This is a genomic window from Desulfosoma sp., from assembly GCF_052743555.1.
Genome location: NZ_JBRAHS010000001.1, coordinates 70,247 through 92,708 on the forward strand (window position 1 = coordinate 70,247; position 22,462 = coordinate 92,708).

At 57.5% G+C, this 22,462-nt stretch carries 18 protein-coding genes and 2 pseudogenes; 15 read left to right on the plus strand and 5 right to left on the minus strand.

What is annotated here, in order from left to right; translation table 11 throughout:
* The first annotated feature begins 159 nt into the window (after positions 1-159).
* The 6 genes and pseudogenes from hgcA to ACUVSA_RS00335 all read left to right on the plus strand — a co-directional run bounded on the left by hgcA (position 160) and on the right by ACUVSA_RS00335 (position 5,274).
* Positions 160-1,299: pseudogene (gene hgcA, locus ACUVSA_RS00310) on the plus strand (mercury methylation corrinoid protein HgcA).
* Positions 1,300-1,606: 307 nt separating this feature from the next.
* Positions 1,607-1,888 carry a mercury methylation ferredoxin HgcB gene (gene hgcB / locus ACUVSA_RS00315; protein ID WP_445893523.1) on the plus strand — a complete coding sequence of 94 codons (282 nt, stop codon included), beginning with the start codon at positions 1,607-1,609 and terminating at the stop codon, positions 1,886-1,888.
* A 125-nt stretch (positions 1,889-2,013) separates the two neighbouring features.
* Complete coding sequence (locus tag ACUVSA_RS00320; protein ID WP_445891262.1) at positions 2,014-2,178, plus strand: FmdB family zinc ribbon protein; 165 nt, start codon at positions 2,014-2,016, stop codon at positions 2,176-2,178.
* A 369-nt stretch (positions 2,179-2,547) separates the two neighbouring features.
* Positions 2,548-3,576 (plus strand): annotated as a pseudogene (gene msrB, locus ACUVSA_RS00325) (peptide-methionine (R)-S-oxide reductase MsrB).
* 23 nt (positions 3,577-3,599) lie between these two features.
* The gene (locus tag ACUVSA_RS00330; protein ID WP_445893363.1) at positions 3,600-4,115 is read left to right on the plus strand and encodes a dihydrofolate reductase family protein; all 516 of its coding nucleotides are present in this window, start codon (positions 3,600-3,602) and stop codon (positions 4,113-4,115) included.
* Between the two features lie 301 nt (positions 4,116-4,416).
* On the plus strand, positions 4,417-5,274 hold the full coding sequence (locus ACUVSA_RS00335; protein WP_445893364.1) for an HDOD domain-containing protein: 858 nt from the start codon (positions 4,417-4,419) through the stop codon (positions 5,272-5,274).
* On the opposite strand, the gene cobJ is transcribed toward ACUVSA_RS00335, so the two are convergent.
* The 5 genes from cobJ to cbiD form a co-directional block, all read right to left on the minus strand.
* Positions 5,271-6,038, minus strand: a complete 768-nt coding sequence (gene cobJ / locus ACUVSA_RS00340) for a precorrin-3B C(17)-methyltransferase (protein WP_445893365.1) — start codon at positions 6,036-6,038, stop codon at positions 5,271-5,273. The genes ACUVSA_RS00335 and cobJ overlap by 4 nt on opposite strands.
* Positions 6,035-7,186 carry a cobalt-precorrin 5A hydrolase gene (locus tag ACUVSA_RS00345; protein WP_445891257.1) on the minus strand — a complete coding sequence of 384 codons (1,152 nt, stop codon included), beginning with the start codon at positions 7,184-7,186 and terminating at the stop codon, positions 6,035-6,037. The genes cobJ and ACUVSA_RS00345 overlap by 4 nt, the downstream gene beginning before the upstream one ends.
* Complete coding sequence (gene cobM / locus ACUVSA_RS00350) at positions 7,161-7,979, minus strand: precorrin-4 C(11)-methyltransferase (protein ID WP_445891256.1); 819 nt, start codon at positions 7,977-7,979, stop codon at positions 7,161-7,163. Before cobM ends, ACUVSA_RS00345 begins: the two co-directional genes overlap by 26 nt.
* Positions 7,980-8,117: 138 nt before the next feature.
* Positions 8,118-9,503, minus strand: a complete 1,386-nt coding sequence (gene cbiE / locus ACUVSA_RS00355; protein WP_445893366.1) for a precorrin-6y C5,15-methyltransferase (decarboxylating) subunit CbiE — start codon at positions 9,501-9,503, stop codon at positions 8,118-8,120.
* On the minus strand, positions 9,493-10,836 hold the full coding sequence (gene cbiD / locus ACUVSA_RS00360) for a cobalt-precorrin-5B (C(1))-methyltransferase CbiD (protein WP_445893367.1): 1,344 nt from the start codon (positions 10,834-10,836) through the stop codon (positions 9,493-9,495). Before cbiD ends, cbiE begins: the two co-directional genes overlap by 11 nt.
* A gap of 175 nt (positions 10,837-11,011) precedes the next feature.
* Here cbiD and ACUVSA_RS00365 point away from each other — a divergent pair, with 175 nt between their 5' ends.
* The 9 genes from ACUVSA_RS00365 (at position 11,012) to ACUVSA_RS00405 (ending at position 22,284) form a co-directional block, all read left to right on the plus strand.
* Positions 11,012-12,364 (plus strand): NAD(P)/FAD-dependent oxidoreductase, encoded by a 1,353-nt coding sequence (locus tag ACUVSA_RS00365; protein ID WP_445893368.1) that lies wholly within the window; start codon positions 11,012-11,014, stop codon positions 12,362-12,364.
* A gap of 19 nt (positions 12,365-12,383) precedes the next feature.
* Positions 12,384-12,854, plus strand: coding sequence for a hypothetical protein (locus tag ACUVSA_RS00370; protein ID WP_445893369.1), 471 nt, complete (start codon positions 12,384-12,386; stop codon positions 12,852-12,854).
* On the plus strand, positions 12,784-13,368 hold the full coding sequence (locus ACUVSA_RS00375) for a hypothetical protein (protein ID WP_445893370.1): 585 nt from the start codon (positions 12,784-12,786) through the stop codon (positions 13,366-13,368). The genes ACUVSA_RS00370 and ACUVSA_RS00375 overlap by 71 nt, the downstream gene beginning before the upstream one ends.
* Positions 13,358-13,810, plus strand: a complete 453-nt coding sequence (locus tag ACUVSA_RS00380) for a universal stress protein (RefSeq protein WP_445893371.1) — start codon at positions 13,358-13,360, stop codon at positions 13,808-13,810. Before ACUVSA_RS00375 ends, ACUVSA_RS00380 begins: the two co-directional genes overlap by 11 nt.
* Before the next feature lie 72 nt (positions 13,811-13,882).
* Positions 13,883-17,332: a S16 family serine protease gene (locus tag ACUVSA_RS00385; RefSeq protein WP_445893372.1), complete on the plus strand. Its 3,450-nt coding sequence runs from the start codon at positions 13,883-13,885 to the stop codon at positions 17,330-17,332.
* A 103-nt stretch (positions 17,333-17,435) separates the two neighbouring features.
* On the plus strand, positions 17,436-18,479 hold the full coding sequence (gene purM / locus ACUVSA_RS00390) for a phosphoribosylformylglycinamidine cyclo-ligase (protein ID WP_445891386.1): 1,044 nt from the start codon (positions 17,436-17,438) through the stop codon (positions 18,477-18,479).
* A gap of 91 nt (positions 18,480-18,570) precedes the next feature.
* Positions 18,571-19,503 carry an AAA family ATPase gene (locus ACUVSA_RS00395; RefSeq protein WP_445893524.1) on the plus strand — a complete coding sequence of 311 codons (933 nt, stop codon included), beginning with the start codon at positions 18,571-18,573 and terminating at the stop codon, positions 19,501-19,503.
* A gap of 35 nt (positions 19,504-19,538) precedes the next feature.
* Complete coding sequence (locus ACUVSA_RS00400; RefSeq protein WP_445891385.1) at positions 19,539-20,375, plus strand: DUF58 domain-containing protein; 837 nt, start codon at positions 19,539-19,541, stop codon at positions 20,373-20,375.
* Positions 20,362-22,284, plus strand: coding sequence for a transglutaminase family protein (locus tag ACUVSA_RS00405; protein ID WP_445893373.1), 1,923 nt, complete (start codon positions 20,362-20,364; stop codon positions 22,282-22,284). Before ACUVSA_RS00400 ends, ACUVSA_RS00405 begins: the two co-directional genes overlap by 14 nt.
* The last annotated feature ends 178 nt before the right edge of the window (positions 22,285-22,462 follow it).

Consider the following 22,462-nt stretch of genomic DNA (forward strand, 5'->3'; position numbering starts at 1 on the left):
AAGGCTCTGAGCCGTCGCAAACGGTGTCCAGTCGCATTTCCCAGCGATTGAAATGCGCAGGGCATTAATCGCGTTAGCCTTGCACACTCTTTGTGCCAGACGTGATGCCGTGAAAACGTGACGAGGTTTCCCGTGGCAACGCGAACACATCAGCCCACAATGACGTCGGCCACACCGTGCTGTGGACCGGTCCTGAAACCGTCGAGCTCCTGTTGACCTTCAAAAAAGACGGCTCAGGTGAGCCCTCCACCACCTCGAATGAACCAGCCTTTTGTTGTCGGCCCATGGATCACGCCAGCGGGAACCGTTCCACGGGTGAGCTCCCAGCTGACAAGGCGGGACCGATGGGGCACTTTTCTTGTGCGCTGGAGCTATGGACGCCACCGCTACACCGTGGACCCCGGCCTTTACGCCTTGGGCAGCCCGGGACCCTCAGACCCCGTGCTGGTCACGGCCAATTACAAGTTAAGCTTCGATACGCTGCGAGCGGCTTTGCCAGGGCGTCATGCGTGGATTCTGGTACTGGACACCAATGGCATCAACGTCTGGTGTGCCGCAGGCAAAGGAACCTCTGGCACCCGGGAAGTGATTTACCGGCTTCGAACAAGCCGTCTGGAGGAGATCGTCTCCCACAGAAAGGTGATTCTACCGCAACCTTCGGCCCCCGGCGTGGCGGCTCGATACGTGAAAACCCAGACGGGATTTACCGCTTTATTCGGCCCCGTGGAAGCGCGAGACCTTCCGGCTTATCTCGATGCCGGTTTCAAGGCGAGGAAATCCATGCGTCGGAAGACGTTTCCTTGGAAAGAACGGCTGGTGCTCGTACCCGTCGAGTTGGTGCACAGTATTCGATGGGGTGCCGCCGTCGCGGCCGCCTTTTTCGTCCTTGGAGGGCTTCTGCACAGGGGCCCGTTTTGGGCGTCGGCTTGGAAAGCGGCATACGGGCCAGCGAGCGCTCTCGGTTACGGCATCGTGTCCGGTGGTGTGCTCACCCCTCTGCTGCTGCCCTGGCTTCCAGGCCGAGCCTTTACAACGAAAGGTCTTTTCACCGGAGGCGCCTGTGCTGCGATCGTGTGATTCTTTGGACACCCCAAAGGGCTGCAACCGCTCGACACCGTCTCATGGGTTCTGGGACTTCTTTCCGTCTCGGCTTTTCTCGCCATGAACTTTACGGGCTCATCCACCTACACCTCCCTTTCCGGCGTGCGCCGGGAGATGCGCTGGGCGGTGCCTTTGGAAATTGTGCTCTTTTCGGGTTTTGTGGGCACATGGCTGTGGGCTCGGTGTTTTGGGTCCTGATGAGAAAACCATGCCTGAATGAAGAATGGCTGGCGGCATATGGTCCAACAAGGCGAGTGATGGGTCTTTTTCCTGGAAGCGCGAAGGTTCCAGTTCCAGGCTTTCGAAAGAACGACCTTCAGCCATATTCGATGTTCGAACCGTAGAAACTGCTCCCATCGGGCAACGGCCGGCGAGGACGATATCGTTTCGGTACCATTTTGGCAGGATGTCGCAATTCTTAATGGAAAATCGCGGCATGCGCCGCTTGTCCAAAGAGGAATCTCTGGCAAGCACCCCAGGAGGGACACGTTTTAAGGGAAACCTTGTGTATTTAAAGAATGTGGTCACTTTGCAGCTGAATGCCGAAAAATGCGTGGCGTGCGGCTCATGCACCATAGTATGCCCCCACGGCGTGTTTGTGAAGGAAAACGGTACGGTACGCATTGCCTTTCGAGACGCCTGCATGGAATGCGGTGCGTGCGCTCGCAATTGTCCCGCGGATGCCATTGAGGTGAAAACAGGCGTGGGCTGTGCCCAGGCTGTCATCAGCAGCATGATCGGGCGGTCGCGCGAGGGTTGTTGCAGCCTGCAATCGGGCTGCTGCTGAGAATTCGGCTACCGCACTTCCATCGCTTGGCCCTTCGTGACAAAAATGGTAATTTTCGTTTACATCGAGTTGGTTTCTATCCAGAAAGGCGTGACATGATCCATTTAACACCAAAGGAGGATGCCATGCCCACATACGAATTCCAATGTCAATCGTGCCAGAAGGAATTTACGGTGATTCAAAGCATTTCGGAGCACGGAAAGAATCCCGTGCATTGCCCTGAATGCCAAAGTGACAACGTCAAGCAGCTTATGTCTGTCTTTACGGCTCAAACGAGTAAGAAGAGCTAAAGCTCTTAAAGGAACGGAAGGGGGCCCTTAACGGAAGAGCGTTTTTCTGTTCCAGGTGATGTGTTCAACGCTCGTCAAAGGCCTCATCAAAGGGCCTTACCCTCTTCGCCATTGGTCGTGAAAAGGGTAGGCCCTCGATTTTTTCCCCGCCCAAGAGTTTCGGCCTGAAATTTATGCATTGTGCCTTGGCAATGATTATGTAGAGAAGCGAGAAATGAGCGTGTGAATCATTCGGCTCTGGTGGAGGCATTCATGAATGGACTCCAAGCACATGGAGGAAGGAGCACAAGGCATATGGCATTATCCCCGCGGTGGAAGCTTGTTGGGATGGTGTTCATCTGGATCTGGGTGCTGTGGGCGCAAGGAGCAATGGCCATGAGCGGCAACAAGGAACAGACGGCAAAAGCAACTTTTGCGGGTGGGTGTTTTTGGTGCGTGGAATCGGATTTTGAAAAGGTGGACGGCGTGTTGGAGGTGGTCTCCGGATATACGGGCGGACACAAGGAGAACCCTTCTTAAGAAGAGGTGTCCTCGGGGCGTACGGGGCATGTGGAAGCCGTTCAGGTGATCTACGATCCTTCCAGAGTGACCTACGAACAATTGCTAGATATTTTCTGGCACCACATTGACCTCACCGATCCTGACGGACAATTTGTGGACCGTGGGGCCCAGTATAAAACCGCCATTTTTTACCACGATGAGGAGCAACGCCGCCTGGCCGAGGTATCTCGGCAAGAACTGCAGGCCTCCGGCAAGTTTTCTAAACCGATCGTGACGGAAATTCTTCCACTAAAAAATTTTTACATAGCGGAAGAGTATCACCAAGATTTCTACAAAAAGTCACCTGTTCGGTACCATTTTTATCGAGCTGCCTCAGGGCGCGATGCCTTTTTGAAAAAAGTGTGGAAGGAATCGCTGCCTGGCGCGAGGACGCCACTCAAGGGCGCTCAGACTGTCTGGGTCAAGCCCGATGATGACGAACTGCGCAGACGCCTGAAACCGCTCCAGTACAAGGTCACACAACAGAATGGCACGGAGCCCCCGTTTCAAAACGCCTATTGGGACAACAAACGGCCGGGAATCTATGTGGACGTGGTCTCCGGAGAACCGCTTTTCAGCTCGCTGGACAAATTCGATTCCGGCACGGGCTGGCCCAGTTTCACGCGACCTTTGGAACCCGATCATATCGTGGAACGCTCCGATGGGTCCCTATTTATGGTGCGCACAGAAGTGCGCAGCCGTTACGGCGACTCACATCTGGGCCACGTGTTCGATGACGGACCGCCGCCCACCGGTCGCCGTTACTGCATCAATTCGGCGGCCCTTCGTTTCATTCCCGTTGAAGATTTGGAAAAAGAAGGCTACGGCCGCTACGCGCCTCTGTTTCAAGACAAATGACAATGAGAGGAAAGCACTTCGCGATGAAAGTCACCGTGCTGATGGCCATGACCCTGGACGGCATAATCGCCAGAAGCGCCGACCATTTTCCTGATTGGACCGCTCCCAACGACAAAAAATTTTTCGCAGAGCACACTCGTCGAGCGGGCGTGATCATCAAGGGCTTCCGCACTTTTCAAACCTTGAAAAAGCCCCTTCCCGATCGGCTCAACGTGGTCATAACACGGGACTCGTCGCGAAAATCTTCCTGGAACAACGTCGTCTTCACCACGGAACCGCCGCGACAGGTCCTTGCTTGGCTGGAATCCCTGGGCTACACGGAAGTCATTGTCGCCGGCGGCGCCGTGACCAATTCCCTGTTTGCAGCCGAAGGCCTTATCGACCGCATTATCGTCACGCTATCTCCCAAAATCTTCGGCACGGGAATCTCTCTTTTTACGCCCGAGATCTCCATGGATTTGGCACTGGAGGCCGTCGAACGCCTGGGCCAAAACCTCGTGGTGCGGGACTACAAAGTACTACAGACAGTGTCTCGGTGAACAGTTCCTTACCCGCGCCCTTTATTGGCCGCTCCAGGCTACAGGTCTGCTGGACCTTGCACGCCATTTCCGGGCCGGATTTAATGGTAGTTCAGCCCTCGCGCCGTTGGGATACGCACACCTCACCGGGGGGCTTCACAATGCGGAAAACTTTCCATTTAAGATCTCGGCACGGTCAGCCGAAAAAACCAGGTGATGTGATATAAAAAGTTTCAGGCTCTCTGGTGTCATTACGACTCCATAACGGCAAGGTGAAATCTGTATTTTTTCATGAGCGCGTTCACTCTTGAGAGGACGCTGAATGAAACCAACATCACCGTCGCCCGACCATCATTTGCATACTCTGGTCCAGCTCAGTGGGGATCTTCCCGCCATGCCCAATGTGGCTTCGGAGGCTCTGCAAAAGATCGCCGATCCCAATGCTCGGGCCGAAGACATTCAAAAGATTTTGGCCAAAGATCCCGCTCTGGCGGCCAGAATGCTGAAACTGGCCAATTCTTCCTTTTACGCCCGTTCGCGAACCATCGCCACCTTACGGGACGCCGTGGTGGTCATCGGGCTGAAAACCGTCCGGGCTCTCGTCCTGGCCTCCGTGACCCGGGACCTCTTTGACCCCTTTGGCCTCACAGAAAAACTGCTCTGGGAACATGCCGTGGGATGCGGCCTGGCAGCACGAACCCTGGCGGTGATTCTTCGGTTTTCCAAACAGGAAGAGTGTTTTCTCGCCGGACTGCTTCATGACGTCGGGCAAATGATTCTGCTCACCCAGCGATCCGAGCCCATGCGTCGCATCATCGAGGACGTGTACAACAACTCCGATCAGTCCTTTGTGCACCTGGAGCGGGAATGCTTCGGTTTCGATCACACCGATGTGGGGCGTCTGCTGGCCGACAAGTGGCACTTTCCGGAAGAAATCATCGAGGCCATTGCCTGCCACCATCGCCCGGCTTCGGCAAAGATTCTGCCCGCGTTGACGGTAATCGTTCACCTGGCCAATGCCATTTGCCACAAACTGGAGCTGGGTCCCACAAAGCGGCCGGACCTGGATCTATCTACCGTTGTCAGTGCCCGCGCGCTGAAACTCACGCCGGACAAACTGGCCGCCATCGAAGATTCCATTCGAGCAAAGGTGCAAAGCGAGGCCTCAAGCTTTTTCTAGCTTCCGTATTTTTCCAGGTAACCTCGAGGGGTCACCATCCAGCCGTTCCAGACGTAGGTCTGGCTGTTTCCCACAAGAATCACGGTCTGCATGTCGACGTCGGCGCTGACCAAATTCCTCAGGGTGGTCACCCAATAGCGCTGCCCTTCTCTCATGGCTTTATGCACTACCCCGACCGGCGTCTTTCCTGAACGGGAACGGAGCAGCACGGATCGCGCCTGATCCAGCAGATCGGGCCGTGTCGCACTTCGCGGATTGTAGAGAGCAATGACAAAGTCGGCCTCGGCCGCGGCCATGAGCCGTCTTTCGATGACCTTCCAGGGCGTCAAATGATCGCTCAGGCTGATGGAGGCAAAGTCGTGCATGAGCGGCGCCCCAAGCAGAGACGCGGCGGCGTTGAAAGCCGGGACGCCTGGAATGACTTCTATGGCCAGGGCCTCGCCGGAATCCTTTGCCTGACCAGAGCCGTCAGAGACCGCCACACCTTCGGCCTGACACACATCAAAGACCAGGCCGGCCATACCGTAAATGCCGGCATCCCCGCCGGAGACCAGCGCCACGCGGAAGCCCTCAAGGGCCCGTTGCACGGCTTCCCGGCATCTGTCGATTTCTTTGCGCATCCCGCTGGAAAGCACGGTTTTTTCGTGCAACAGCGGTTCGATGAGCCCGATATAGGTCTTGTAGCCCACGATCACTTCCGCCTGACGCAGCGCCTCGACGGCCCGCGGCGTCAGATGTTCCGCCGCTCCGGGCCCAAGGCTCACGATCCAGAGCCGTCCTTGGCCACGGCGACCGTGACGTTGGGGGTCTTCTGCTTTTGGACAATAAGTCGTCCGTTTCGAGCCGCTTGAAGAGCTGCTGCTTCGCATACGCTATAGACTCCTATGTGTCGGTGCACTACCGACGAAGGGTTGGGCACCATTTGGGTCTGCAAGGTTTCTTTTGAAAAAAACACAATGGGACAGGGCCACGCTCGAGCCGCTTCCAGCAAACCTTCTTCGTTTTCCTTGATATCCACGCTGGCCAGAGTTCGAACCGCCGTTTCAGCCAGATGGTGCCGATGCATCACGTCGCGCACCACCTGAAGGATTTCCCCAGCCGGTGTGTTTCGGTTACAGCCCACGCCAACGACGAGGGTCCGCGGGCGGAGCACCACGGCCCGATAAGCCTTCGGCTTTTGGCTCACGGAAACCCATACACCGGCAATCTTGCTCGGATCCATGCCGGCGGCGTCCAAAGCCGTTTGCCGCCCCTCCTGCGCCTTCTGAAATTCCTGGACCCCTGAAGCCGTTGCCGGCACAGCTTCAGCCACCCACAGGGCATTGCTGAGCATCGCCCGGTAGGGCGCCAAATGCCCATCCGGATCATAGATCCAGAAAGGTTCTTCATCTACGATGGCCGTCGTCACACGGGCCGCCCAGGTCATGTCTTCCATGACCAGGTCTCGGGCTAAAGCCATGGTATCCAGCGCTGTTTTCTGGGCCACGTCGGATCCGGTGGTGATCACGGCCTGAGCCCCCAACAGGGAAGCCACCACCTGCGCCATTCGGTTGGCACCTCCCACATGACCGGAAAGCAGGCTGATCACATATTGCCCTCGCTCGTCCACCACGACCACTGCAGGATCCGAAGTTTTGGAACGGAGCAGAGGTGCTATAGAGCGCACCACGATCCCTGCCGCCATGATGCACACCATCGCCCGGTATTTTCTCCACAATTTCGGGAAAAGATCACGAAGCCGATCGTACGGTTCCGCTCCCATGGCGAGGGCAAACCCGTGGCGGGCCGGAACATAAACCGTGCAGCCGGGCAGGGTTTCCACAAGCCGCAGAGCCAGGGCGGTTCCCTGGCGCGTGATGGAGACCACGGCGATGGGCTGAGGCACATCAAGTGCGAGCGTTTCGAAAGCCATGGGCAAAGGATCCGTCGTAGAGCCGCGATCGCACTCGAGGCCGAATCTGCTGAAACACATCCCCGACCAGGATCAAAGCCTGTCGGCGAATCCCTGCGTGGCGCACCTGTTCGGCAATGGTGTCCAAAGTGCCCCGCAGAATGCATTGATCCGGCCAGCCCACACGATAGGCCACCACCACCGGTGTGTAGGAAGCGTAATGAGCGCTTAAGGTCTGCACCACTCGGTCCATGTGGTGCACACTGAGGTAGATGACCAGTGTGGCCCCGTGCGCAGCCAGGTGCTCCAGAGATTCCCGTTCGGGCATCGGGGTTTTTCCCGCCGTTCGAGTCATGATGACCGTCTGAGACATCTCGGGCAAGGTCAGTTGGCAGCGCAATTCGGCCGCTGCCGCAAAAACCGCCGACACCCCGGGCACCACCTCATAGTCCACACCGGCCTCATCCAGAAGCTGCATTTGTTCGTGAACGGCTCCATAAAGGCTGGGGTCTCCTGTGTGCAGCCGCACCACCTTGTGCCTGCGACGCACCGCCTCCATGATGGCCGCGTGGGTTTCTTCCAGCGTCATGGAGGCACTGTCCATAAGGACCGCTTCGGGTTTGCAAATTTCAAGAAGGCCTTGAGGGACCAGGGAACCAGCGTAGATAACCATGTCCGCTTCACGAAGAAGCCTTTGACCTCTGACGGTGATGAGTTCCGGATCTCCCGGACCGGCTCCCACAAAAGCCACAAGGCACGGAACAGCTTGTCCGTTCTTGAATTCCGAATTTTGAAAGTCATCGTAGTTGTGCATCACACCCCCAATCTCAGGAGCTCGTTCGAATAGACCTCTTGTCGGAGTGACAACCGCGGCGATTCCCCACCGTGCCGTGGGGCACTCCTACCGAATGATACGAAAACGGCCCCGAAAAGCCATTTTCAGACAGGCTCCTCAAGACTCTGCCCGCGTGTTGGCGCCTTTATCGATGGCACACAAGAACACGGGGTTCAAGGCTTCAAAACGCACCGTGGATCCAATGGGGACGGCCCGGTTCACCTGCACCTGCAGCGCTTCAAGGGAAATACCCTGGGATCGGCTGAAGGCTTCCATGGCCTGCAGGCTTTGCCAGGTGACCGCGGCCACGACGATGCGCCCCTCGGGGGCCAGTCGATGCCAAACGGTTTGAAGGAGCGGCGTCAGAAGACCGCCGGAACCGCCGATAAAAACACGGTGGGGAGAAGGCAAGCGGTCAACGGCCTTTAGGGCATCCCCTTCCACCACTTGAACTTCCCCGCAGTGAAACCGACGCACGTTCAATCGAATATCCTGGGCCCTTTCCGGAACCTTTTCCACCGCCCAAACGCTCTTTAACGGGCACAGTAAAGCCGCTTCCACAGCGACGGAGCCGCTGCCCGCCCCCAGGTCCCAGAGAACCTGGCCCGGACAAAGTCGCAGCAGCGACACGGCGATGACGCGCACTTCCCTCTTGGTCATGAGGCCCGCCCGGTGCACAAAGGCGGTGTCCGGCACGCCCAGGGCCAGGGGTTTCGCTTCATTTGGACATGCCTCCCACATTTCCGGAAAAGCCGAAGGCGAGCCCGCGAGCACCTCAGGGTTCTTCGAGTCCATGTTTTGGTGCGTCGAATCCCCACAGCACAGGTCACCTTTCGCGCCGTCTTCCGCTGGTGTGGATGGGCACAGAAGAACCACATTGAGGGGCGAAAAGTCTGAATTGGCAACTTTTTGCGGGGCAAAGCGGCTGATCTTTTCGGACGGAAGTCCCAAGTCTTCCCCCACAATCATGCACAGGTCGTCCCACCCGGCCCGAATCAGGTGCTCTGCGATCCATCGCGGGTTGTGCGCCTCGTCGGTCAAAAGGGCCACCGCATGTCCTCGGCGCACAAACCACATCCATTCCAGGCTGCTTTCGCGACCATGAAGGCTGAAACCGCGCACATCCTCCCACGGCCTTCCCAAAGCGGCACAGAGGCTCTGCACGGACGTCGGGCCGGGAATGAAACGCAGCCGCTCAGCCGGCAGTGTCTTTGACAGGTATCGTCCGATGCCGAAAAAGAGAGGATCGCCCGAGGCCAAAATCGCCACCCGCCTTCGACGTGCCAAAACGTCCACCGTCTCCACAAAACTTTTCATGGATCCGCGAAGAGGCATTTTTTCCCCAGGATGATCAGAAAACAAAGCCAGATGTCGGGTCCCTCCCACCAAGACTTCCGCTCGCTCAATCCATTGAAGGCCTTCGAGCACACAGGTTCTGGGGCCGGCCCCGATGCCGACAACCGCAATAAGGGGCGGGGTCCATTGTTCAGGATTACGGGTCATGGATCTCTCCATGGACCGCCGGGTCCTCAATGCCATTGGAATCTTTGAAGTCGGCGAGCAGCGTGCCGTCATCGTGAAAGAGCAGGAGTCGCACTCGAAGCCCCTCTTTTTGAGCAAACCGTCGCGAATGCCTCACCGCCTCTCGGGCCACTTCCTGCACCACGGCGTGAGCTTTGGCCTTCATGAGAATCTGCAAGGCATGGCGTGCCGTGTTGGCGCGGGACACGGCGTCCAAAAGATCTTGAGGCGCCCCGGCGCGCTCACCGCAACGCACCAACGCCATGAAATCCATGGCGGCTTTATGGGCGTGGGTCGATGCCAGGCCGCAAGCCATCTTGACCGCTTTACCGAAAAAAACGCTGTGAACGATTTGCGCAAAGCCCATCTGAGCGGCGTGGCGCACCGCAAAGGCAAAAAAATCCGCAACTTGTACAAAGGCTTCCAAAGGTTCGTCGGCCAATACGCTTCGGGCCAGCTTTTCACTCTTTCCGCCGGTGCTTAAGACCACCGTGGTGCATCCGGCGGCTCTGGCCACATGCAACGCCGCAAGAATGGTTTCTTCATAGGCTTCATGGGACAAAGGCTTCACCAATCCCGTGGTGCCCAAAATAGACAGCCCTCCGACGATCCCCAGGCGCGGGTTCAAGGTCCGGCGAGCCAGCTCTTCCCCTTGAGCCACGGAAACCTCGACATGAATCGTGAATGATGGCGGCACAGGCACAGACAGAACCAGGGGCAGCCGCACCGAGGGGCCGTCAGACTCCCATGGGTCTTCCGTCTCGTATGGATGCCATGTTTCTTCACGAAAAAAGGTCTCTGAATCAGCCGAGCGGTCCAGTTCTTCGGCAAGGTTTTGCACCAGCATGGCTCGCGGCGTCGGGTTCACGGCAGGTTCCCCCACAGGCACTGGAAGTCCCGGTTTGGTCACCACCCCGACACCAGAGCCGGCAGCAAGGATAAGATGTGCGGATGTTGCCGGCTCCTGAAACCCGCCTGCCGCCGCTTCATGGAACATGGCGTTTTTCGGGTTCGCCCAGGCCACTGTAAGGCGCGTTTCTACCGAGGCCTTGTGGGTGACGTCCGGATCATCGCCGGCATCTTTGATGACCACGGCGTGCGCCACACGCTCACCCTGCAAGGCGATGGTCGTGGGCACCGGAAGATAGTAGCCTATGGGCAAACGAACGGCGACCCATGATGGCGCGCGCCCCGTCAGGATGGTGCGCAAAGCCGCCCTGGCCGCCGCCGTCATGGCGGTTCCGGTACTGAACCCTGTTCGCAGTCTACGGCGCGGGGGCCGCTCTGGCGACCCGCCGCCGGCAATGTCCCTCACCGGCTTCGGCTCCTTTCCTTCGGCGGACTCATGCTTTCTAATAGAGTGGATTCTCTGTCAATCAGATTCTCAAGCAGGGCAAGGAAAGTTCTTTGCCGACCTTTTTCTCCTCTGCTACTGTGCCTTGAATCGGTTTCAGACTCCGGGTGAACCCTTGGTCCAAGGACGCAAAAGTATGGACTATGTGGCGGTGATCATCGGCGCGGGCCCGGCGGGCATCTTTGCGGCGCTGACCTTGGCCGAATCCGGTCTTGCTCCCGTTTTGCTCGTGGAACAAGGCAAGGATCTTCATGAGCGCCGTCGCCGCGGTGCCGACGACATGTTGTGCGGCTGGGGCGGCGCAGGCGCCTTTAGCGACGGGAAGCTGACGCTTTCTCCCGAGGTGGGCGGATTTCTCGCCGATCTTGTGGGCACGGCCGCCCTAAAAGAGCTACTCTACAAAGCCGACACCATCTATGTGCGTTTCGGAGCCCCGGACCGCCTCTATGGCGGCATGACGCCCGAGATGGAGGATCTGGCCGATCGCGCCCGGCTCGCCGATCTGGAACTCATTCCCATGACGGTTCGTCACATCGGCACGGAAAACTGTTTGATCGTGCTGGATCGGCTGAAAAAAGCCGTGGAAAAATCGGTGCAGGTTCGAACGCAGTGCCAAGCGGTGCGCATTCTAGCCGAGGAAGGGACCGTGCAGGGCGTGGAACTGTCCGACGGGCGCCTTGTCCGCTGCCGCTACGTCATCGCCGCCCCCGGCCGATCCGGCGCGCCGTGGATGAAGGAACAAGCTCGACTTCTGGGACTGCCCAGCCAGGCCAGTCCCGTGGACATCGGCGTGCGTGTGGAACTGCCGGCCGTCGTCTTCAAGGCCATCACCGACATCACCTATGAATCCAAGCTCGTTTACTACACCAAGGCCTTTGACGACAAAGTGCGCACCTTTTGCATGAATCCTTACGGCGAAGTGGTTCAGGAACGCAACGGATCCATGATCACCGTCAACGGCCACAGTTACGCCGGCAAAAAGACGGCCAACACCAACTTCGCCCTTCTGGTGAGCAGCGCCTTTACGGAACCCTTTGACGATCCCATCGCCTACGGACGCTATATCGCTCGACTGGCCAACCTGCTGGGGAAAGGCGTCATTGTGCAGCGCCTGGGAGACCTGATGGCTGGGCGGCGCACCACGCGGGAACGCCTGGCCCGATGCCTGACCCGACCAACCCTGACAGAAGCCGTTCCCGGAGACCTGAGTTATGTGTTTCCCTACCGGCATCTGCTGGGAATCGTGGAAATGCTGCAGGCTCTGGACAAAATCGCTCCCGGAACCGCCTCACGCCACACGCTGCTCTACGGCGTGGAAGTGAAATTCTATTCCCACCGCATTCAGCTCAACGAACAACTGGAAACATCCGTCCGCAACCTCTTCGCCGCCGGAGACGGAGCGGGGATCACTCGAGGTCTGCTGCAGGCGTCTGTAAGCGGCATGCTGGCCGCTCGAAGCGTTCTGCAACGCGAATCCAAACCCCATTGATTCAAAGGCGAAAAGAGTCATGTCCCTTTCTCACCTGCGCGATCTCATTCAATGCCACACGCCTTTCTCGGTTCCGGAAAACATTCGCATTCACACGGACACCACGCAATTTATGGACATCAAGGCCGGAGACTGCATCGCCGTGCAAAACCGCCTGTTTTATGTCAAGGGCGAAGAATTTGAAGGTCGGTTCGGCTTGGACGGGGAACCCAAGTTTTGGGTTAAGCGCGTGGTGGACCTCCATGATGGGTCGGTGAAAATACTAAAGCTGGCCTTCTTTGAGTCGTTTTTTATGCACCTGGGAGAAGAACGCATTCGATGTTTTCGCAGTCCTCACAAGGAATCTCGAATTCTGGAACGCACCGCAAGCGACACGCGATTCATGCAAGGCCACCCTCTACGACGAGGCCCACAACCCCGTGCGGGTCATCGAACGCATTGCAGGCCCAACTTTTTACGACCTGGTGCACAATGTGCCCATGGACCATGAAACTTATTACTACGAAGTCTTTCCCGGCATTTTGACCCACCTCATGAAGGCTTTTTATGCCATCAAAGACCTGCACCAGATGGGAGAAATTCACGGGGATATTCGCAACGATCACCTGATTGTGGAACACACCACCGGCCGCTATCGTTGGATCGATTTCGACTACACCTACGAATGGCCCGGCCAGCCTCACGGGGTGGACTTGTTCGGCTTGGGAAACATCCTCTTGTTTGCGGCCGGAAAGGGTTTTCACACTCTCCACGACCTGAAATCGCCTCGATCCCCGTTTCAGGCGGCCTTGCCCACTTTGCGCGAAGAAGATTTTTCCCTCTTTATCACCAACCGCCTCATGAACCTCAAAAAGATTTTCCCTTACCTGAGGGAAACCCTTAACAAGGTGCTCATGCACTTTGCCGCCGGGGCGGATGTGTTCTACGAATCGGCGCAAGAATTCATGGAAGATCTGGAAATTGCTTTTCGTTCGTTTTTGTGGGAGGTGCCCCATGGGCCATAAGATGCTGGTGGGTATCGATTGTTCCGCCAATGCCCAACGGGCTCTGGACTACGTGGGGACCATGCTTCGCCCTCACGAGGATGTCCTCGTGACCCTCTTTCATGTGCTCATCGGCCCTCAGCCGGACATTCACCCTGATCGGGAACACAGAGAACTCGAGCTGGAAAAAAGACATCGGCGTGCCTTACGACAACTGGAAGCCATGCAGGCCCGACTGGTCACATTGGGCGTCCCTGAGGATCGCATTACCATGAAAATCCAGGTGTGTGCGCCTGGAGACAATGTGGCCAACACACTCCTGGAGGAGCAGCGGCGTGGAGGATACCAGACGGTGGTGGTGGGACGGCGTGGCATGAGCAAGCGGGAAGAATTTCTTTTCGGCAGTGTCTCCAGCAAGATCATTCGCGAAGCCAGGGAATGCACGGTTTGGGTGGTACAGTGAGCCACCCCGTCTTATGGCGAACCGTTTACGGTCCCGCCGCATGGATGAAGGAACCGAGGCTAAGGAGAACCCATGTTTCCGGTGACCTTTAATCGCCAGGTGCTTGAAGGATTGCCTTACCCGGAAGAAGACGACATCGCCCGCGTCCTTGGTGTGCTGAAGACCATCGTGGAACGGCGTGTTCTGCCGTACTTTCGCGCTCGACGCGGCACCGACCCTCGACACAGCGCCCTGGTCATGGACCGTGTGCGCCTGGAACGACTGGAAGACGACCAAAGGCTCATCGCGCCCTTGAGCCTTCTTTTTCGGCGCGACCCTCAGTGGGTCCTGGCCATCCATGAACGATTCTTTGACTATTTGGCCTTTGTGCTTCCCGGGGACTCCAAAGGGCTGGTCACCGAAGGCACTGAGGAGGAGCGGAAGGCTCTGGCCTTCGCGGAATTCTTGATCCGACACCAGATGGAACACCTTCTGTACCCCAAGACGCCGGAAACGACGGTAGTGGCCAACGATGCGGCTTTCGCTGTGGAAAAAGCGGAGGACGATCCCACTTTTTATCGGCTCCTGGTGCAGATTCTCAGCGATGAAATGGTGGGCATTCAAGGATCCGACTACTTGGCCCTCTTTGATGCCCAAGCACAGGGAACAGCCACCGCTTCCGTGGTCTACCGCATGGTCTTGAGGGCCAGTTCTTGGCTGGCGGATCTTGACGAAGCCTTTTTTGCACAGACATTGAGGGGCCTGGATACGGACTGCCGCGTGCAGGCTCTGGGAGAGTGCTGGAACCGCAGCCGCCAGACCCTGCTCTCCCTGGTGCAACGGACGGCTTTTCTGGAAAAGCTCTTTCGCGGTTTTGATACGCTCCTGGAAACCGACCCCGCCGAAGCGCCTCGGGTGCTCATGGCCTTTCGAGACCGCTGGGGTCTCTGGGGCCTCTTTCACGAATTGGGTGTGCCCCAGGAGGATGTGGAACATAAGGACGACGAGGGCCTGTTCGGGCTCTTTGCCAAGCACTGCAAAATGTTTCTGCAACGCCCCGGCGTCCGCCCTCTGGCCCCTCCCCCGAAGCCGGAGGAAGCTCCCAAACCGGCGGTGGTGGTTAGAAGTCTCAAGGACCGCATCGAGGAAGCCAAAAACAACCCGGCCTATCCGCCGCAGGTGATCGAAATCATCGAAAAGAACAAAACCCTTGCGGCCGGGCACAGCGGCGCCAAATACAGCGAACTCATTGAAACGCTGCTGTCCATTCCGTGGAAAAAAATCAAGCCCATCAAAGTGCGTGTGCAGGACTTTGAAGAAGGGTTGCATCGTACCCACTATGGATTGGATCGGCCGAAAGAAGTTGTGTGCGACTTTTTCACCAACCTCATTCGTCGGTACCGGCAGTTGGATCCCCTCAGGACGGAAGGCTGGGAACGGACCGGAAGCGCCTTTCTCTTTGTCGGGCCTCCGGGTGTCGGCAAAACCTCGCTGGCTATTTCCATAGCGCAAAACCTGGGCATTCCTTACCACAAGATTTCCCTAGGCGGCATGCGGGACGAATCGGACCTTCGAGGGCACGGGTTCACTTACGAAGGGTCCAAACCGGGAGCCATCGTTCAAGGCCTCATCAAGATGGGATGCATGAACGGAATGTTCATTCTTGACGAGGCGGATAAGACGGAAAAGTTCGCCATCGCCACCCTGTTGGAAATCCTGGATCCTGAACAAAACCATTTGTTTCACGACAAGTACACGCAAACCACCGTGGATATTGATCTGAGCAACTGCCATTTCATTTTGACCGCCAATACTCTGGAAACCGTGCCCCCTCCTGTAGCAAACCGCTGCGAAATCGTTTTCTTAGACCGTTACAGCGTCGAAGAAAAGGTGGCCATTGCGCGCCATCATCTCATCGGGCGTTTGCGAGCCCGCTACAACATCCAGGATACCGATATCGCCTTTCGTCCCGATGAAGAACAGGAACTGCTTCGGCATTTGGTGCGCGAATACACCTACGAAGCAGGGGTTCGAGATCTGGAACGCCTTTTGCGCACCCTTTTCTTTCGCATTCAGCGTAAGGAGCTGGTGGACGGCGCACCGAGGCCTGTGTGGATCACGCGGCAGAAGATCAAGGAATACCTGGATGCTCCCATACGGCCGTGGAAAATCAGTGAGGAAGACCGGATCGGCGAAATTCTGGCTTTGGGCGTCAATGTGGAACTGGGTGTGGGCTCGGTGATTCCCATTCAAGCAACCCCCATTCGCTTCGGCACGGAAGTGCCCTTGGAAAGTCCTGCAGGGTACATGAGCCTGGTGCATGCCACGGGCAATATTCAAAAGGTCATGGACGAAAGCCGCAAGGTGGCCATGACCGGCATACTGCAATGCGCCGATGCGCTGCAGATCGACCTGCGGCGTGTGGGTTCTCCCATTCATTTGCATTTCATGGGCGGATCCAGTCAAAAGGACGGCCCATCGGCTGGAAGCGCCATCGCACTGGCTCTGGCTTCGGCCTTGTCCCAGAAGCCCATTCGCAGGGACGTGGCCATGACGGGAGAAATCGACACCCACGGGCGCATCACCGCGGTCGGGGGCATCGCCATCAAGCTGGAAGCCGCCGCGGATGCCGGCTGCACCACCCGTCTTGTTCCCAAACAAAATCTGCGCGGTGAAGACAGCATTGAGCGGCTTCCGCAGGCTCTGAAAAAAGAACTCCAGATCCTGACCTACGAAGAGTGGGCCGCAGTGCATCCACCTTTTGAGCATCACCGCCACCTCCTTCAGGTGGTGGCCGTGGACCATATTATCCAGGCGGCGGAAGTGGCCTTTCTCGAAAAGGAAGATTTGGAACAGATCGCCCAATGCCTTGTCCCCGACGCCGCAAGGGTTCGCACGGTCCTCCTGAGGGCCGAAAAGCCTCAGCCTGTGGGACTCACCGTGCTTGTGGTCAAGGATCCGTCGGAACTTCCCTTGAAGGCGCTCCACGCCGTCGTGCGCCACACGGGCATGCAGCCCGCCCTGGTGTGTGCGACCCCATGTGCCGAAGCGGTCAAGGACCACCTTCAACGGTCCCTGGAATCCATTCCCATTGTTTCCATGAACCCGCAAAGAGAAAAACTTAAAGACGTCCTGACCCGCCTGCTGGAGGAGACACCCATGTCGAGCGCGCGTTTGGTGTCGGCCGTGGTCGCCCCCTTTTTCTTTCTCATGCAGGATGGTCTCGTGGATGAAGCTGCTCAGGAATCACTGCCCTGGCCTGAAGTGCGCTTCATGGCCAATAACTTTTCCGTGCAGAATGCCAAGATCAAAGCGTGCAAGCCCATTTTGAACGCGGCCATGAGCTGCCTGGCTCAAGCGCCACAATCCGCTTTGGAACATGTCCCTTTTCTTGGGCGGGTGCGCGGTGTCTGGACGGTGGACCTATGCTTCATTCCCGAAAAGTACCGGCTGGATGTTCGGCGCACCGAGAATCTGCTGCAGCAAGCCCTGGGCGCCTGGCTTCAGGCCGTCGTTCCCGAAGCCGTCGTCTCGGTCGATTGACACGCATCGCTCGCCCGCTTTAAGATGTGGGACCTTGAAGGTGCTTTTTTTCTGACCCGAAGGTCTTCACCCATACCCTGAGCCCGAAGGGGATCTTCAAACGATGTCGGAAGAGTCGCGTTATCGAGATGCCGGAGTGGACCTGGAAAAGGCCAATACGCTGGTTTCCCGAATCCGCCCTTTGGTACAGACGACCTTTCATGCCAACGTCATCACAGACATCGGCGGCTTTGGGGGGCTCTACAGTATCGATTGCACGCAGTTGAAAAACCCCGTGCTGGTGTCTTCCACGGACGGCGTGGGCACCAAGCTCAAGGTGGCCGTGTGGGCGGACAAGCACGACACCGTGGGCATCGACCTGGTGGCCATGTGCGTCAACGACATTCTGGCCCAGGGCGCTCGCCCATTGTTTTTCTTGGATTATCTGGCTATGGGCTCCATCGATCTGGATCGCGTGGAAGCCATCATTCGAGGCATCGTCGCTGGCTGTAAACAAGCCAACTGCTCCCTTATCGGAGGGGAAACCGCCGAAATGCCCGGTTTTTATCCCGACAATGAATACGACATGGCCGGATTTGCCGTGGGGCTCGTCGATAACGCGGACATCATCGACGGGTCCACCATTCGCGTGGGACAGCAGATCGTGGGGCTAGCTTCCAGCGGGCTGCATTCCAATGGCTACACGCTGGTGCGCCGCATCGTGATGGATGAGCTGGGCTTGAAGCCGGACAGCTACCTGGAGGAATGCGGCCGCACGGTTGCCGAGGAGTTGTTGGAACCCACGCGCATTTACGTGGAGCCGGTGCTGCGCCTTCTTCGGCAATTTCCCATCAAGGGCATGGCGCACATCACCGGCGGCGGATTTCCCGATAACGTGTCCCGCATCCTCCCCAAGCAATGCCAGGCCGTCATCGACCCTTCGGCTTGGGAAATGCCCCCTGTTTTTCGGTTCCTGCAGGAGGCCGGCAAGGTATCGCCAAAGGAAATGTACCGGGTGTTCAATTGCGGCATTGGATACGTGATAGTGGTGGACGCCGTGGATCTGGACGACATTCTAGGACGCCTGGCCGGCATGGGCTACAGGGCGTACCGAATAGGGGAAATTGTGGCGCGCCGGCCCGAAGATGTCCCCGTTCGCCTGATGTAGGGCCATGGAAAGAGAGCTGCTCACGGGGCACGAGGTCTCGCCCGTGGAAGGGCCCGCAAACCGCAAAGGTTCGGCCCCTGACCTCGAAGAGATGGAACGAGCTCATGAGGCCATCGCGAGGGCGATGCAGACCCTCGGCCGCTACCTGCATGGCAAAGAAAGGCCCATGCGCCTGGCCTTCATCTGTTTTTTTTCACGCGGCCACTTGCTCATTGAAGATCTGCCAGGATTGGGAAAAACCACATTGGCCATCGGTCTGGCCAAGATTCTCGGCCTTTCTTTCGGACGCATTCAATGCACCAGCGACCTTCTGCCCACGGACATCACAGGACTTTCCATCTTTAATCGGACGGCGGGCGCCTTTGAATTCCACCCGGGACCCATTTTTCACAACATCATTTTGGTGGACGAAATCAACCGAGCGACCCCGAAGACTCAAAGCGCTCTGCTGGAAGCCATGGGCGAAAAACAGGTGACTGTGGAAGGGCGCACCATGGATTTGCCCAAGCCCTTTTTTGTCATCGCCACGCAAAACCCGGCGGAACAATTCGGCACCTTTCCGCTGCCGGAATCCCAGATGGACCGCTTTATGATGCGCATCCGCATCGGATATCCCAGCCGGGAAGCCGAACTGGAAATCCTGCGGGGCGGAAGCAAGCGCCGAGAACTCTATAGCCTGGATCCTGTCATGGACCAGGAAACCGTGCTCAATATTCAACGTTTCATTCGAGAACGCATGATCACATCGGAAACCCTACTGGATTACATAATGCGCATCATTGAAGAAACCCGACGTTCCGAATACCTTACGGCAGGACTGTCCACTCGAGGCTCCCTGGCTTTGCTGCACACCTCTCGCGCCCATGCCTTTATGGAAGGTCGAGACTACGTGATTCCCGAAGACGTCAAAGCCGTGGCTCCGTATGTGATCGCCCATCGCGTGTTTTTCAGGGAGGAATACACCTCCACGGACACGAAGGAGATCACCCGATTGATACTGGAGAAGGTTTCCGTCCCCGCGTAATTCGCATTTCCAAGGCGGGCGCGATCTATATCCTTTTGACCATCGCTGTGGGCTTTGCCGCGGTCAACACGGCCAACAACCTCATCTATGTGATCACCTCCACACTTCTCGGATTCATGCTCCTTTCAGGAATGGCGGGAAAATCCAACTTGGAGGCCGTGGAGGTGACCGTCTCGTGGCCCGAAGAAATCTATGCGCAGACGCCAGCGCTGGTGCTGGTGAGGGTCCGGAACCGGCATCGCTTTTTTCCCGTCTACCTGGCGTGCGTGCATGTGGGCCGGGAGGAAGTTTTGTTCACTTACGTGGACCGCGCCGCGGAGGCGGTGCGAACGATCCCTGTGCGCTTTGAACGACGAGGGGCCGTGCCGTTCGTGCCCATCTGGGTATCGTCGCCTTTTCCTTTCGGCTTTTTTGAACGCACCCGCCTTCTGCCTTCTTTGCCTTCGCTGATCGTTTATCCCAAACTGATGCCGTGCCCGCCGGCCGCGAAACCTTCTCCTCGAACCGCGCAGGGTGAAGACACCCATCTGGAGCACCGTACGGGCGAAGAGCATGATCTGCGCAGCATTCGCGAGTACCAGGCGGGGGATCCCCTCAAGAAGATTCACTGGAAGTCGTCGGCACGAACTAACCGGTGGCTCACCAAAGAATTTTCCGTTGCCACCGAAGAGGCTCTGGTGGTGGATGTGGCTCGGTTGCCGGCAAAAGATCTGGAAAGCCGCCTGTCGTGTGCCGCTTTCCTCATTCACCGGGCCATGCGTCGCGGAAAGGCCGTGGGATTGGTTCTGGAAGGTCGAAGATACGAACCCAAGGCGTCTGTGCCGCACAAGAGGGAACTTTTGAAGGTATTGGCCCTTTATGGTGAAGACTAGCACCGTCCTTTTATCCGTCACATATCTGTCCGCCGGTTTGGGCTACGGTGCCGTCTTTTCCATCGTGCATCCGGCGGCCCATGTCGCCTTTGCGGCGCTTGCCTCCCTCTCGGCGGTGCGGCATTTTTTCAAACCCTTTTCGCTTTCGCGGCATCTTTTGAACGGGCTGGCGCTGGCCGTCATGATGCTGTCCCTTTCTCGAATCCGCTCGGACCTTTTGGTGGAACCCTTCGTGGACGGCGTGCTGGTGCTCCTGGGCATTAAACTCCTGGAAGCCCAGATGCAGCGAGACTATCTGCAGGTGTATCTGCTGTGTCTTTTCTTGCTCTTGGGCTTGGGACTGGTGTCCATGAGCATCTCTTTTCTTTTCTTTCTCGTTCCCCTGGCCTTTTTCCTCACCGTGTCTCTACTGCTTCTGACCCTGGAAGCGGCCGACCCTCTGGCACAACTTTCCGTGAAGGCCGTGGCGCAACTGGGCGCTGTGGCGGCGGCCATCGGCATCTTGACCGTTCCTGTGGCACTGATCCTGTTTTTCATCCTGCCAAGGACCGATTTCCCGCTTTTGAATCTTCTGTGGGGCTTTGGCAAACCGGGCATGGGACGCACCGGTTTTTCCAATACGGTCAGCCTCGGCGACGTGACGTCTATTCAGGAAGACGCCGCCGTGGTGTTTCGAGCCCAAATGGCTCGGGTAGGATCCAAGGATTTGTATTGGCGCGGAATGGTCTTTGACCACTTCGACGGGACGCGATGGAGCCCTTCGTCAGCGCAAACAAAGGTGGAGTTGCCGGATGCTGTCAAGGTGAACCCCGGCGATGTGCCCCAGACCATTCTCATGGAACCCTTCGGCATGGAGGTGCTGTTTGGGCTGGACCGCCCAATCCTTGTGGAACGCATTCCCACGCGAAGGACAGCCGACGGCACCTTTCGCGTCTTTTCACCGCTTTTCAAAAAAACGCGTTACGTGGTTTGGTCTCGGCTTTCGGCACCTTTTGGGGACGAAGGACCACCCGGCGCAGAATTACTGAACGTGCCGCCTTCTCTTTCGCCCGGAGTGGTGAGCCTGGCCCGGTCATGGCTGGATGAGCCATCGCCGCTCAAGCGGGTGCAAGCCATTACTGCTTTTCTTCAATCTGCCGACTTTCAGTACGCCTTGGACAATCTTCCTAAAGATTTGGAGACCTTTTTGTTGCAAGATCGCCGAGGCAACTGCGAATACTTTGCCTCAGCGCTGGCAGTCTTGTCCCGTCTTGCAGGCGTGCCTTCTCGGCTGGTGGGAGGCTACCGGGGCGGATACTACAATGAAGCCGGCGGATATTACCTTGTTTTGCAAAAGCACGCTCACGTGTGGACAGAAGTGTACCTGGACGGCACGGGCTGGTTACGGGTGGATCCCACACCACCCGCTGCGGTCACACCGGCGCAACTCTACACCCGCTCCCTCCTGGCCCGATGGCGCCTCTTTATGGATACGCTCAACTACTATTGGTTTCGCATCGTGGTGGACTATGACGTGGAAAGACAGTTTTCCATGCTGCGGCGCGCTCGCACCTTGGCGGGCTCTTTTTCTGATATTCCGAAAATGTTTTCTTTTCGCCGGCTGCGCACAGCGGCCATGGCCACCTTTGGATTTCTTGTTCTCGTGTGCCTTGTTCCTGCCGTGCGGTACCGCTCAAGGCACCAATCGGCGCAAAGGCTTCGTAAAACCTACGCTCAGCGTCTTCGACGCCACGGCTATGTCTTAATGGAATGGCAGGGGGTGGAAGAATCGGCCAAGACCATCGACGATCCCAACCTGCAAGAGCGCGCCCTCCGGTTTGCTCAAAGCTTTGAGCGCGCTGTGTACCGCGACCAAAACATGGATAAAAACATTCTGCGCCGGCTCAAAGAACATCTTCGCCGGTTGTGAGGCGTCACGGGCCTGGAGAGCTCGTCCGACAATGGCTTGGCCGCGTCCATGCAGCTTGAGGCTGTAGGAGCGCTGCAAGGCGCGATCAGGCATTGCGCCTTGCACCGCTCCTCCTGAAGGTGATCTCGGGCAAGCTCCTGGAAGCCCGGTCGACCTTCAAGGGAAATCCGAAAATCAG

Coding starts and splice junctions, on each gene's coding strand:
- ACUVSA_RS00320 (WP_445891262.1), top strand. CDS start 2,014: ATGCCCACATACGAATTCCAATGTCAATCGTGCCAGAAGGAATTTACG.
- ACUVSA_RS00330 (WP_445893363.1), top strand. CDS start 3,600: ATGAAAGTCACCGTGCTGATGGCCATGACCCTGGACGGCATAATCGCC.
- ACUVSA_RS00335 (WP_445893364.1), top strand. CDS start 4,417: ATGAAACCAACATCACCGTCGCCCGACCATCATTTGCATACTCTGGTC.
- ACUVSA_RS00345 (WP_445891257.1), bottom strand. CDS start 7,186: ATGGCTTTCGAAACGCTCGCACTTGATGTGCCTCAGCCCATCGCCGTG.
- cobM (WP_445891256.1), bottom strand. CDS start 7,979: ATGCACAACTACGATGACTTTCAAAATTCGGAATTCAAGAACGGACAA.
- cbiE (WP_445893366.1), bottom strand. CDS start 9,503: ATGACCCGTAATCCTGAACAATGGACCCCGCCCCTTATTGCGGTTGTC.
- ACUVSA_RS00365 (WP_445893368.1), top strand. CDS start 11,012: ATGGACTATGTGGCGGTGATCATCGGCGCGGGCCCGGCGGGCATCTTT.
- ACUVSA_RS00370 (WP_445893369.1), top strand. CDS start 12,384: ATGTCCCTTTCTCACCTGCGCGATCTCATTCAATGCCACACGCCTTTC.
- ACUVSA_RS00380 (WP_445893371.1), top strand. CDS start 13,358: ATGGGCCATAAGATGCTGGTGGGTATCGATTGTTCCGCCAATGCCCAA.
- ACUVSA_RS00385 (WP_445893372.1), top strand. CDS start 13,883: ATGTTTCCGGTGACCTTTAATCGCCAGGTGCTTGAAGGATTGCCTTAC.
- purM (WP_445891386.1), top strand. CDS start 17,436: ATGTCGGAAGAGTCGCGTTATCGAGATGCCGGAGTGGACCTGGAAAAG.
- ACUVSA_RS00395 (WP_445893524.1), top strand. CDS start 18,571: ATGGAACGAGCTCATGAGGCCATCGCGAGGGCGATGCAGACCCTCGGC.
- ACUVSA_RS00405 (WP_445893373.1), top strand. CDS start 20,362: ATGGTGAAGACTAGCACCGTCCTTTTATCCGTCACATATCTGTCCGCC.